Raw genomic sequence first — 12,732 nt, 5'->3', positions numbered from 1 at the left:
GTCAGTCGAGGGTGAGGCGATCGGCGGTCATGGTGACCGAGTCGAGTTGCGAGAGCATGTTTTGGCCCAGCAGAGAAACCCCCAGGCCGCTGCGTACCACGGCGGCGCGTAGTCCGCGTACCTCGTGGCCAGCAAGGTCGACCTTGTCCAACGTGGCCCATGCCATGGGGGTGCTCCCACCGACCGTGTCGACCTTCCGGTCATAGTGCCGGTCGGAGACGACCAATCCGACGGCGCGCGCATCGTCCGCGGTGAGCACGACGACACTTGCACCCGTATCCACGAGAAATCTAACGGGCCGGTCATTAACCGAAGCATGGACGTAGAACAGCCCGTCGGCACCGCGCGCGACCTCGTGCGCGTTCGGGCGGACAACAGGAAGCGCGGCGCGGTTGTTTGGCGCGATCGCCGCAAGAGCTGCCGGGTCCGGCATGTGCGACAAGGCGTCCCGATTGGCGCGTGCACCTCCCGCCGCAACGGAGAGGGCCATTAGGATGGCGGAAGCGGAGCATATCCTGGACATGCGCACGGATTGCGGGCTGAGCCTTCAAGGTGAGGTGCAAGATAATGGATAACTGCGCATTAGCGACGTGCCGCCAAGTGGCGACCACAAGAGCATGACGACGATTTACGACTGGGCCACCGTGGCTGTATTCGCCGCGCTGGTCGTCCTGTTCCTGCACCGGTCCGATCAGATTGCACCGCCGCGAGACTCGCTATGGCAGTACATCGTTGCTGCCAGCGGGTGCGCGTTGGTTAATTGGCTGGGCAACGACGGCCGGCATATCGCCGCGACAGCAGCATCCTTGTGCCTGATCGGCTTCATTCTATGGGCGCTGACGCCGTTCTTTCGGGGAAGTTAGCGGGTTCGGCGATGCCTCACTCTGGCGTGAGCGGGTCGGTTCCGGGGGGAGAAGACGCGATGGACCGAACGTGGCGGTGCTGCAGCAACCCGGCAATGGCCGCAACGAGCGCAGCGATCGCGAGCTGTGCGGCCGTTACGTAATAGGGCCAGCGTAACGTCTTGGATGATACGTAGAGAATGTAAACGGGCGCTTCCACCTCGTATCCAGCGTAGCGATACAGCCGCACGATCGATCCCGGGAGCTGATTGCGCATCAGCAGACCAGTTCGGTCATCGAGACGCAGCGCGGCTCGCGGATCGCCGAATTCACGGGGTAGTAGCTCGACGAAGAAGCGGATCCGATTGCCGTCGCCGGGAGCGACGATGGGCGCGAAGCGCACGCCGCGAGCTGTCAGAACCACATTTTGTGCAAATACCGATGTGCGCTTGAATAGTATCTGTCCACGCAGGGTCACCGGACCCAGGGGCGGGTTGACCGCCCGAGCCCCGCCCACCGGGATGAGGGCGCGTGGCGGCGCCATTCGCGGCAGGGTCAGCGTCCAGAGCAGTGTCACTAGCGCAGCTCCACCGAGTCCCCCGGCGAATGCGAACAGCGAGCGACGAAAATTCATGCTCGTCGACACCGCTGCCGCGTAGCCGTAGCGGTCGGGGATATCGCGCCGGTCGGCACGTCGCCGCTTCTTCATAAGCCACGCTGCAGGCGATCCGAAACCGATCACCAGCACGGCAAAGGTCAGGATCGGGAAATAATGACCGAGCTGTTCGAACTGCCACTCGGCGAGGAACGCGTACAGGCCCCGGTAGCGATCCGCTTCCCATAGGAAGTACAAAGCCACAACGAGTACCCAGACCATGAGGAGGCGCCCGACAACGGCTCGCCGTCCGGTCGCCCGCCAACGGGTGCTCCACCTCTCACGCCAACCCTGAAACGCTGCCGCCAACCGCTGTCCCCCGCCAAGATCCACTGGCATGATCTTAAAGTCCGACGTTCCGACAGCAATCCGGCTTCCGGTCGTGCCTTGATACGCTTAAGGGATAACCCATGACCAGTGGAGTAGTTGCAGCCGGTTCATGGAGGAACTGGCCAAATGGCGGGTCGTGGCTCTGTCGGCACTGGTTCATCCTGTCGGCCGCCGTGCTGTTCGCGGTGCCGCCGTTCCTCCGACTCGCCCGCGATGAATGGACCGGAGAACAGGGCGCGGTCGGTCCGGTGATCCTGGCCAGCGGGCTGTGGCTGATGCTGCGGGAGGCGCGGGGCCTGGTCGCGGAGCCCGGGCGAACCGCCGTCGCCTTGTGGTGCGCTGCACTGCTGCTGCCGGTCTTTGTGTTTGCGCGCGTCGTAGGGATGCTCTGGCTCGAATGGCTGAGTACCTATCTCGTGCTCGTGACGTTGCTCTACGCCTTTATCGGCGGGCGCGCTCTGGCCCGGTTGTGGTTTCCGGTCGTTTACCTCCTGTTCCTGGTGCCGCCCCCGTATTTCCTCATCGCGCCGATCACCCATTCGCGCAAACTCTGGCTGTCGGTCACGTCGGTCGACCTGCTTTCGGCAATAGGGTTCGAGGCAGCGTACAACGGCACCACATTGTATATCGACCAGTACGAACTCCTGATCGCGGACGCGTGCGCAGGAATGAACTCGCTGATCAGCCTGCTCGCGATCGGATTGTTCTACGTCTATGTGCTGCATCGCGCCGATTGGCGCTATGCCGCGATCTTGGCGCTGCTGACCGTGCCAATCGCGATGGTGGCGAATCTCGCGCGCATTCTGCTGCTGATGCTGGGAACGCATTACGGCGGTGCAGCGACGGTCGCGGCGGGGAGCATCCTGCATGAATCCGCGGGGCTGGTGATGTTCCTGGTCGCGCTCGGTTGCCTGATCGGGCTCGATCTGATGCTCGCGCCGCTGCGAGGATGGCTGGCGCGCCGATGACGACGTCCGCATGGAAGCTCGGCACGCCCGACCGCCGTCAGATCGTCATGGGCGGTGCTCTCCTCGCCGCGGCTGCCACGGCGACGCTGCTGCGCCCGGTCCGGACCACCCGGGCGCTGTCGCGGGGGGCGATGGCTGCGATGGTACCGCTCCGCATCGGCGAGTATCGCTATGCCAGCTCGACCGGACTGATCGTGGCGGACCCGAACGAAACCGGCGAAACCTATGACCAGGTGCTTACCCGAATCTATGTCGCTGACGGCAAGCCGCCGATCATGCTGCTGATCGCCTATGGCGGAGCGCAGGACACGGGGCTGGCGCTGCACCGTCCCGATGCCTGCTACCCGTCGGCGGGCTATCAGCTTAGCGACCGCGAGACGACCGGCCTGAGCGGCGTGCCGAGCGGAACCGCGGTGGCGCTGACCGCGGCCCGGGGCGACCGCATCGAACAGCTCTATTACTGGACCCGGATCGGGCGGCAATTTCCCGCAACCGCGGTCGAGCAGAAACTGGCGGTCTTTGCCGCCAATCTGCGCGGCGTGCTGCCCGATGGCGTGCTCGTGCGGCTCTCGGTCCGCTCGACCGATCGTGCCGCTGCGGTTGCCGGCATGCGCACCTTCAACGAACAGCTGGTTGGCGCATCAGGCGCCGCGGGTCAACGTATCCTGCTCGGGGGGGACGCAGCCGCATGAGCCGCGGGTGGGTGATCGCGCTGTCGCTCGCACTGGCCGGGTGCTCGAAAGGCCCCCCCACGGGGCAGGTATTGGCGCGGGTGAACGATGTCGAGATCACCCGGCGCGATGTCCTGATCGAGTTGATGGCGAGCGGCGCGCCAGCCGACGCCGATACCCGCAGGGTGCAGCCCGAACTGCTCGACCGGATCGTTACGCGCAAGCTGCTGGCCGAGGAAGCCCGGCGCCTGTCGGTCGACCGGTCGCCGGAATTTCTCGGCGAGGAACGGCGCAGCCGCGAGACCATCCTGGCAGAGCAATTGATGCGCCGGCTCATCGGCCGGCTGCCTCCGCCCTCCGACGATGCGATCACGCGCTTCGTTGCAGACAATGCACCACGCTTCGACGGCAACCCCCGCCTCGGTACTGATATGGCTGAGAGACGGCGTTTCGCAGCTGCGACGCTGGGGGCGGCGGCGGAACGGCGGCTGATCGAGCAAACGATCGCACGGCTCAGGGCGCAGGCTCGCGTCGCCTATCGGGCGGCGCCGCCCGATAGGCCCTGAGCGCCGCGTGCAAAACTTAAAAAAGATTTAACATCACTGTCACTTGCTGCTTCTATCGCGTGATTCGCTGACCTGGGCGTCGCCGATGATCGGCACCGCGACTCGGAATGGCAGCAGCTTGCAGGGAATGCTTACATGGCCGTTATCGGAGACATCGCAATCGTCGGCTACGGTGCCGATACAGGCGTCAAGTCATTCGCGTTCGTGCTGCTCGCGGATCTCGGCGGCGAGACGATCAACTTCACCGATAACGGCTGGTTCGCGGCAGGCGGGTTTCGCTCGGGCGAGGGCGTTTTTAGCTACCCGGTGCCCGTCGGCACGCCCGTCGGCACCGTGGTCACCATCTCCGGGCTGACCGGCAGCCTCAACCCGTCGACATCGGGCGACCAGATCATCGCCTATACGGGTACGGCGACCAGCCCCAATCTGTTGTTCGCGGTCGACTTCTCCGACGGCAATACCACGTATGCGGGCGACGCGACGAGTTCGAACACCAGCGCGGTCCCGACCGGGCTCGTGTTCGGCGACACCGCACTTGCCTTCGCAACCGACAACGCCGCCTATAGCGGCCCGACGAGCGGCAGCCGTACCGAGATCCTGGCGGCGATCGCCGATGAGGCGAACTGGACCACCGACGATGCGGCGGGAGTCGCTTACCCGGCTTCGTTCGCGGTAGCGACCGGCAACCCCGGCACGTTCGGTGTCGCCGACGCGGAGGTCGCCGAAGGCGACGCCGGTAGCGTGGCGCTGAGATTTACCGTTACCCGGGTCGGCGGCAGCACCGGCGCGGCGACGGTGGACTTCGCGACCGCATTCGGCACCGCGGATGCGGGCGACGCCTTGGGCGCGCTGCCTGCGGGCACGCTCACCTTCGCCGACGGCGAGACCGAGAAGGTCGTGACGGTCCAGATCGCGGGCGACACGGCGGTCGAGGCGGACGAGACGATCACGCTGACCCTGTCCAATGCCACCGGCGGCACGTCGGTCGGCGACGGAACCGCGACGGGCACGATCCTGAACGATGACGCTCCGCCGCCGGTCGCGAGCGACGTGTGGATCAACGAATTCCACTACGACAACGGCGGCGCGGACTTGGGCGAGTTCGTCGAGGTCGCGGCCGCGGCGGGTACCGATCTCGCCGGGTGGCAGATCGTCCTCTACAACGGCAATCCGGCGCAGCGCACCACCTATGGCGCCGCTGTGGCGCTGACGGGAACCGTCCCCGACCAGCAGAACGGGTTCGGCACGGTCAGTGTGGCAGTGAGCGGCCTGCAGAACGGCAACGCGCCGGGCGATGAGCCCGACGGCCTGGCGCTGATCCGCCCCGATGGGACGGTCGCGGAGTTCCTGAGCTATGAGGGCAGCTTCGTCGCAGCCAACGGTCCGGCCGCCGGCCTGACCAGCATCGACGTCGGCGTTTTCGAGGACGGCACCCAGCCGGGCACCGCGATCGGCCGCGTAGGCACCGGCGACGAGGCATCCGATTTCACCTGGGCCCTGATCGCCGACGACACGCCGGGGGGCGTCAATGTCGGCCAGAGCTTTGCCGCGGCGGGGCCGCAGCTTTCGGTCAGCGACATCACCTTCTCCGAAGGCGATGCGGGCACGAAAGTCGCGACTTTCACCGTCACGCGTTCCGGCGGAACGGGCGCGTTCACGGTCGCTTACGCCACTGCCGACGGTAGCGCGACGTCCGGCTCCGACTATCAGGCGACGTCGGGCACGCTGACCTTTGCCGAGGGGCAGAACGACGCCGTCGTGGAGGTGACGATCCTGGGGGACACGCGTTCCGAAGCCGACGAGACCTTCTTCCTGAACTTGTCGGAGTCGACCGACGGCGCGACGCTAGCGGATGGGCAGGGGCAGGCGACGATCCGCAACGACGACGGCGCACCGCCAAGCGTGGTGATCGACGACGCAAGCATCGTGGAGGGCGATACCGGAACGACGCTCGTCAGTTTCACCGTCATCCGCACCGGCGGCACGGGGGCGTTTACAATCGCCTATCAGACGATGAGCAACACCGCAGTTGCGGGTAGCGACTTTGTCGCTGCCTCGGGCACGCTGAGCTTCGCTGAAGGCGAAACGACGCAGACGGTCACCGTCGCGGTCAACGGCGACACCACGTCGGAGAGCGACGAACGGTTCTTCGTGTCGCTGTCTGACGCGACTGGCGGGGTCACGCTGGCCGATTCGCTGGGCGAAGGTACGATCCTGACCGACGACGTCTTTCGGATCAGCGATATTCAGGGGCCGGCGGCGTTCAGCCCGATCCTGGCGGCGGAAGGCATAGCGGCGTTCAACACTCGTTCCGCCGCCACCGTAACGATCCGGGCGGTCGTGACCGCGCTTGACGGCGTGGGCTCGCGGCAAGGCTTCTACTTGACGGAAGAGACCGCCGATTGGGACAACAATGCACTGACGTCGGAGGGAATCTTCCTGATGACGCGCACCGACGGCAACGTCGGCGCGACGCTCGCGGCCACGGCACCGGACGTAAAGGTCGGTGACCTCGTCACCGTCACCGCGCGCGTTACCGAATATCAGGCGTTCCAGAACCTGCCGCGCACCATGCTGGTCGATCCTGTCTCGGTTACGATCGGCGCGAGCGGGCAGGCGTTGCCGACGCTGGTGCTGGACGGATCGGCGGGACGCAGCATCCCGAGTGCCATCCTGACCGACGAGACGCCGAACTATTTCGATTCGGTCGGTCTGGCGGGCTTCGATCCCCAAAATGATGCGCTCGACTTCTTCGAGACCATTGAGGGCATGCGCGTCACCGTACCCGATATGGTCGCCGCAGACGGCTTCGTCAGCCTGTCGGGGGGCGATCCGTTCTTCAAGGCCTATTCCCTCGTCCACGCCGATGCCGCGCAGATCAACAGCCGCGGCGGCTATACGATCGGCGGCGATCCGGCACTGTCGCCGCCGAATACGGTCACGACCGAGGACGACGTGCGCGCGGGCGGCCGCTACGTCCATGACGGCGACGTCAACCCGGACGTGCTCGAACTCGACTTCTCCGACTTCGCCACGCCGCCGCCTGAGGGCCTGACGACCGCGATCTCCATGGGCGACCGGCTGGGCGACGTTACCGGCATCCTCGACTTCGATTTCACGGACTTGAAGCTCTACGTCACGGACGCGATCACCCCCCGGGCCGACACCACGCCGGTGCGCGAGGTGACGACGATCCAGGCCGACACGCGCGCGCTGACCGTCGCGACCTTCAACGTCGAGAACCTCGATCCGACCGATGGCGCGGCCCGGTTTACGGCCATCGCGCAGGCGATCGCGACCAACCTGAAGGCACCCGACATCCTGACGATCGAGGAGATCCAGGACAACAACGGTGCAGCGGCCGGCGACGGTTCGTCCGCAACCGGCTCGGACGCCTCGCAGACGTGGCAGATGCTGGTCGACGCGGTCAACGCGGCGACAGGGCAGGCATATCGGTGGGTGGACGAGGCGCCGGTCTACAATGCCGAAGGTGGCGAACCGCGCGGCAACATCCGCGTCGGCTTCCTTTACAACACCAACCGCGTCCAGCTGGGCGATCTGCCGGGCAATGCGACGATCACTGAACGGCGGGCCTTTACCGACCGGGTTGGCGACGGTGTACGCGCCGAGGGCGACCTCATCGCGTTCGACGACGGCCTGATCGCGGGCCAGGTGAATACAGCCGACTGGACCAACACACGAAAGTCGCTGCTGGGCGAGTTCACCTTCAACGGCAATGCGGTGTACGTGCTCGCCAATCACCTGCCGTCGAAGGGCGGCAGTGGCACCTTCTGGCAGGTCGACCAGACCTTGCCCGAGGATCCGGAGAACGCTGCCTGGGCGAAACGCAACGAGATCGCCGAAGATCTGTGGTTCATGATGGACACCATCCAGGGCGCGTCCGCGGACAACCGAATCGTCGCGGGCGGCGACTTCAACGAGTTCCAGTTCAACCGCGCAATGGAGGCGGCAGCCGGCCATGTCGACGCGAACGGCGCCGCGCGTTCGGGCGGCGCGCGGTTCGACAACCTGACGCTGACCGAGCTTTCGGAGGCGGAACGCTATACCTACGCCTTCGATGGGCGGGCGCAGGCGATCGACCATGTGGTGGTCGACCAGCAGCTGAGCGCGGTCGCGACCTACGACGTGGTCCACATCAACACCGGCTACAACAGCCGCGGCGGTGCCAATCCGGCGTTGTCCGATCACGATCCGGCGCAGGCGCAGTTCGACTTCCGCTCATTCGGCGAGCTGCTGCGGGGAAGCGCCGCCGCGGAGACGATTGACGGGCTCGGCGGCAATGACCAATTGTTCGGGCTTGGCGGCGTCGATCGCCTGAACGGCGGCATTGGGGACGACCGGATCGAGGGCGGCGGGGGCGCCGATGTGCTGACCGGCGGCGCGGGCGCGGACCTGTTCGTGTTCGGCACGGACCTGGACGGCGCGCGCGACCGGATCACCGACTTCGCCGCGGAAGATGCGATCGTCTCCACCGTGCGCTTCCTTGACGGCAACAACGACGGAATCATCACGCAGGGGCGCAACAAGACCTTCGACTTCGCGCAAGGCGGCAGCCTGACGGTGACCCGCAGTTCGGGTGCGACGGCGACGAGGCTCGCTTTCGAGGGCAGCTACCTCGAAGAAGGCGTGACCTATTACGTCTACGGCTTGCCCGGCACCGCGACGTCCGCAGGGTCGGGGATGCGGGACATGGCGGATATCGTCTGATCGCGTTTTATCCCGCGTCGGTAAAAGAACGTTAACGTCTCTTGACAGGAACCGCAGACGAGAGAAGCATCGTGCTCCAATCACTTAGCGTGGAGCCGGTCGGCTGCCTGTCCATTCTGCCGTTCTGATTCTCCCCTTCGCTTCGGCCATGATGGCGGGAAGTAGCGATGCCATGATCGCGCCATTATGGCGGGGAGTCGATCGCGTGCTCGTCCAGTGCGCGGCGGACGACCCGGCGGCGGGGCGGCGGCTGTGTACGGCGGCTCTCGAGAATTTTCGCCGCGACTCGCCCTGGCCGGTCGCGGCACACGCGGATGTTCCCGTGCCAGAACGGCGCGACGTGATCGTCCGGCTACGCATCGCTGCCGGCGTGCTGCTGGTGTCGGTCGAGCGCGGTGTCGTTGTCGACGAGAGCGAGGGCATGCTCGTCGGGAGCCCCGTGCCGCTGGCCGCGACCGACGCGGCAACTCTGGCCATGTCGGTGGAAAAGGGACTGGACCGGTCGCTGCCATGGCGTCATCATCGGCGTATGGCGGGCCGATCACCCCGCTAAGATGATCTATTATAACAGCAAACACCAGGGAGACTAATCGATGTCCGATCTCATGCTCGCGGAGCATCCAGCCGCCTGCAACTGCCCCGGCTGCGGGGGCGGTATTGATGATCCCGATGCGATGTCGCTCGATCCGTCTGCTGGTCAGACCTATGCGGGCAAGCCGATCTGGAACATCACGACCGTCGAGTCGAACCTGAACCGGTCGGGATGGGACTGGTACACCAACAATTACGGCGAGCTCAACGACGGCGTCCTCAATTACGGCTTCTGGCTGAACTACGAGGAGCTGGCGAACAGCTATTACGTCAACGCCACGGGTACGATCGCGTTCGATGAAGCCTTCTACGCCGAGGACTTTTCACCGTTCACCGCCGGACAGCAGGCGATAACGCGCGCCAGCGTCGGCCTCTGGGACGAATTGGTTTCGATCTCGTTCCGTGAGACCAAGTCCGGTAACGCCGACCTCACCTACGCCAATACGTTTACCGGTGGCGCGCAGGCCTATGCCTATCTGCCGTTCGGCAACATCTTCGACAGCTTCTACGAGGAGAACGGCGACTTCGAGGATGTCGGGCGGCTGAGCGGCGACGTGTGGATCGACGGCTTCGTCGCGTCCAACTTCTTCCCGCTTGCAGACAGCTATTACGCGAAGCTGACCATGATCCACGAGACCGGACACTCGCTCGGCCTCAGCCATCCGGGCGACTATGACGCGCTCGACGACGATGATGGCGACGGCGTTCCCGATCCGATCACCTATGCCAACGACGCTGCGTATGCGCAGGATTCGCTGCAATATTCGGTGATGAGCTATTTCGATGCCTACGAGACGGGCGCGCAGCACATCGACTGGTCACTGCTCAACTTCGGCTATGCCGCGACGCCGCTGATCCACGACATCGCTGCCATTCAGGCGATCTATGGCGCCGATACGACCACTCGGACGGGCAACACGGTGTATGGCTTCAACTCGACCGCGGGCCGCGCCGAATACGACTTCACTCAGAACAAGCGTCCGATCGTCGCGGTATGGGATGCGGGTGGCACCGACACGCTCGACTTCTCGGGCTGGAACACCCCGTCGACGATTGACCTGAACGAGGGCGCTTTCTCTTCGGGCGGCGGCATCACCGAGTTTTTGACGCTGGAGCAGGTCAACGCCAATCGCGCCGCGCTCGGGTTCGCGCCGCGCAGCCAGGCCACCTACGAATTCTACGAGGAATTGCGAGCGCAACTGGAGCTGGAGAGCCCGCTCTTCACCGACAACATATCGATCGCCTATGGCGCCATCATCGAGAATGCGATCGGTGGCGGCGGCAATGACCGTCTGGTCGGTAACCAGGTCAATAACGTGCTGACCGGCAAGGGCGGCGCCGACCTGTTCGAGATCCGTAACGCGGGGGTTTCGGGCAGCGACCGTATCGCCGATTTCGGGCGCTCGGACGTGCTGGCGGTCAACAAAACGCTCGTCGACAACAACAACGACGGGATCATCACCTGGAGCGGGACCCTGACCGTCGATCCAAGCGACGGCGACAAGGTGACCTTCACCGGACTTTCCGGCAGCTCGGGTCTGCGTTTGCTCGGTTCGGAAGACGGCCTCACTTATTACGGGGCTTCGACCGCACGCCCGATCGCCAAGTCGGGGCAGAAGGTGTTCGAGAGCAAGATCGGCAACGATACGCTGAACGGATCGAGCAGCGCGACGGTGCGGGACGTCTTTTTCTTCGACACCGGCAATGCTGCGCCCGGACAGGGCAATGATCGCGTCAACCTGACCACGCGCGACATCCTGGTGACCACGACGAAAATCGCGGACAATAACGATGACGGCGTCATCCAGTTCGGCAGTTCGCTCGGGCTGGCGGGCAACGGTGGCTCGGTGCAGCTCACCAACGGCACAGCGGCGTTGAGCTCGATCGAATATGACGGCAGCCTGACTAAGAATGGCGTGACCTATTACGTCTACAGCAATATCGGGTCGACTGCGGGACTGGCCGATCTGAGCGTCTGATCGCATGACGCTACCGGACTTATGCCCCCGCGCTGCGTGCGTGGGGGCATATGTGCGATCGCCGTCGGCGAAGCCCATAGGTTGAAAATGCCCGTTGCGCGCTTGGTTCCGAAGAGGATCCGCCGCGCCTTGGGGGCGACGATCTCATCCCGAATGGCACGAGCGTGCGGCGGCAGCTCTCGGCGATGCTCCGAGGGGCGGCGTTCCGTCGCGTGCGTCATCGGCCAGTGCCTGATAATACTTGGGCGAGAAACGAAACGAGCCGGTGCATTCGACCTGTGCGCGTCCGTACTTGCACCTTTCACGGTACGGTAGAGCGATTTGGTTGATCGTGCGTGCATGCCGCGACCAGTCTCAGCGACTGACTGTACGGCAAGTCTAAACGGCTTGCCGCCCTCGCCGCCGCTGTCGGCCGTCTAGCATCCGAAGAGCCGAGTCTGTCCCACCGCTCGCCTAATTCGGCGAGCGGTGGGGCTTGGCATCCCTCAGCCGTTCGATCCGACGACGCCGATCGCGCCATAATCGAGCACATAGCCGACGTCCGGATCGTTTCGAATGGTTTCCCAGGCCTGCTTCATGCCGTCGACCAATTGATGTCGTCTTAAACGAGAACCGCGCCGGGCGACGCGACGCGTTTGAACGCTTCGTGGTAGCGGACGGTGGCTGCGCCTTCGTGAAAACCGTCGACGAACGCGAGATCGACGCGGCCCGCACGCTTCGGGGTTTGGTCCGGCGCGTCCGCGAAGTCGCCGACGACGACCTCCGCGGGCATCTGGAGTTGCTCGAATCCATTGGCGGCGAGAACGGCCTTGGATGGCGCACCCTCCATGGTGAGCAGGGCGCCGCGACGTTCGGGCGATGCGGCGAACCAAGGCCGCTCCCATGCGCCGAGCATCTCCTGCGATGCGAGCAGTTCCGCCCGCCTTTTCTCGATGGCGAGCGCGCTCGCCTCGGCCGCTTCGGACAAGCTCGTGCGCGCGATCGCATTTTGCAGGTCGTTGCCGCGGCCGACTATGCGGCTTCCCGGCCCCGATTGCGAAGCCTCGCCGCTGCCGCGAGTCAGCCCTGTGCAGCCCTGATCGTCCCGATCGTTTCCCGCCACATCGCTTCGCTAAGCCCGTTGCTCCGCCGGCCGCCGTGGCCAGTCGGGCGCGGAAATTGGCAGAGGCGGCGGAGTCCAGCAGCGCTGCGATGTTGCCGCGCCATGCCGCCTCGTCACCCAGTTTGACGCTCAGCGTGCGGGCACCGTAATCCGCCATCGATTCGTTGTACTTGTGCGACCAGCCGACCGCGAGTGCGGGCACCGCGTTGGACAGCGCGCTGACCAGGCCGTGAAAACGCGATGACACGATCAGCTCGGCGGCCGCGATCGCAGCCTTGGTGTCGAGCGGGGAGGGCAAGT

General features: G+C 65.1%; 10 protein-coding genes and 1 pseudogene. 7 read left to right on the top strand and 4 right to left on the bottom strand.

Features of this window, described 5'->3' with window-relative positions:
• Nucleotide 1: 1 nt before the first annotated feature.
• Nucleotides 2–433: a retropepsin-like aspartic protease family protein gene (locus VF643_RS08860; protein WP_331043023.1), complete on the bottom strand. Its 432-nt coding sequence runs from the start codon at nucleotides 431–433 to the stop codon at nucleotides 2–4.
• Between the two features lie 184 nt (nucleotides 434–617).
• Here VF643_RS08860 and VF643_RS08855 point away from each other — a divergent pair, with 184 nt between their 5' ends.
• Nucleotides 618–863: an XrtV sorting system accessory protein gene (locus VF643_RS08855; protein WP_331043022.1), complete on the top strand. Its 246-nt coding sequence runs from the start codon at nucleotides 618–620 to the stop codon at nucleotides 861–863.
• Nucleotides 864–879: 16 nt separating this feature from the next.
• On the opposite strand, the gene VF643_RS08850 is transcribed toward VF643_RS08855, so the two are convergent.
• Nucleotides 880–1,719 (bottom strand): hypothetical protein, encoded by an 840-nt coding sequence (locus tag VF643_RS08850; RefSeq protein WP_331043021.1) that lies wholly within the window; start codon nucleotides 1,717–1,719, stop codon nucleotides 880–882.
• 188 nt (nucleotides 1,720–1,907) lie between these two features.
• Here VF643_RS08850 and VF643_RS08845 point away from each other — a divergent pair, with 188 nt between their 5' ends.
• The 6 genes from VF643_RS08845 to VF643_RS08820 all read left to right on the top strand — a co-directional run bounded on the left by VF643_RS08845 (nucleotide 1,908) and on the right by VF643_RS08820 (nucleotide 11,330).
• Complete coding sequence (locus tag VF643_RS08845) at nucleotides 1,908–2,795, top strand: archaeosortase/exosortase family protein (protein WP_331043020.1); 888 nt, start codon at nucleotides 1,908–1,910, stop codon at nucleotides 2,793–2,795.
• Complete coding sequence (locus VF643_RS08840) at nucleotides 2,792–3,487, top strand: exosortase C-terminal domain/associated protein EpsI (protein WP_331043019.1); 696 nt, start codon at nucleotides 2,792–2,794, stop codon at nucleotides 3,485–3,487. Before VF643_RS08845 ends, VF643_RS08840 begins: the two co-directional genes overlap by 4 nt.
• Nucleotides 3,484–4,032 (top strand): hypothetical protein, encoded by a 549-nt coding sequence (locus VF643_RS08835; RefSeq protein ID WP_331043018.1) that lies wholly within the window; start codon nucleotides 3,484–3,486, stop codon nucleotides 4,030–4,032. The genes VF643_RS08840 and VF643_RS08835 overlap by 4 nt, the downstream gene beginning before the upstream one ends.
• Nucleotides 4,033–4,167: 135 nt before the next feature.
• The gene (locus VF643_RS08830; protein ID WP_331043017.1) at nucleotides 4,168–8,760 is read left to right on the top strand and encodes a Calx-beta domain-containing protein; all 4,593 of its coding nucleotides are present in this window, start codon (nucleotides 4,168–4,170) and stop codon (nucleotides 8,758–8,760) included.
• Between the two features lie 172 nt (nucleotides 8,761–8,932).
• Nucleotides 8,933–9,313, top strand: a complete 381-nt coding sequence (locus VF643_RS08825; protein ID WP_331043016.1) for a hypothetical protein — start codon at nucleotides 8,933–8,935, stop codon at nucleotides 9,311–9,313.
• Between the two features lie 40 nt (nucleotides 9,314–9,353).
• The gene (locus VF643_RS08820) at nucleotides 9,354–11,330 is read left to right on the top strand and encodes a M10 family metallopeptidase (protein ID WP_331043015.1); all 1,977 of its coding nucleotides are present in this window, start codon (nucleotides 9,354–9,356) and stop codon (nucleotides 11,328–11,330) included.
• 601 nt (nucleotides 11,331–11,931) lie between these two features.
• Here VF643_RS08820 and VF643_RS08815 read toward each other — a convergent pair.
• Together VF643_RS08815 and VF643_RS16120 are read right to left on the bottom strand one after the other, a co-directional pair.
• On the bottom strand, nucleotides 11,932–12,432 hold the full coding sequence (locus VF643_RS08815; protein ID WP_331043014.1) for a class I SAM-dependent methyltransferase: 501 nt from the start codon (nucleotides 12,430–12,432) through the stop codon (nucleotides 11,932–11,934).
• A 184-nt stretch (nucleotides 12,433–12,616) separates the two neighbouring features.
• A pseudogene (locus VF643_RS16120) lies at nucleotides 12,617–12,730 on the bottom strand (polysaccharide pyruvyl transferase family protein); the annotation flags it as partial.
• Nucleotides 12,731–12,732 lie beyond the last annotated feature (2 nt).

The sequence above is a fragment of the Sphingomonas sp. genome (assembly GCF_036387595.1).
Taxonomy (GTDB): domain Bacteria; phylum Pseudomonadota; class Alphaproteobacteria; order Sphingomonadales; family Sphingomonadaceae; genus Sphingomonas.
This window is presented reverse-complemented; position numbering and strand designations above follow the sequence as displayed.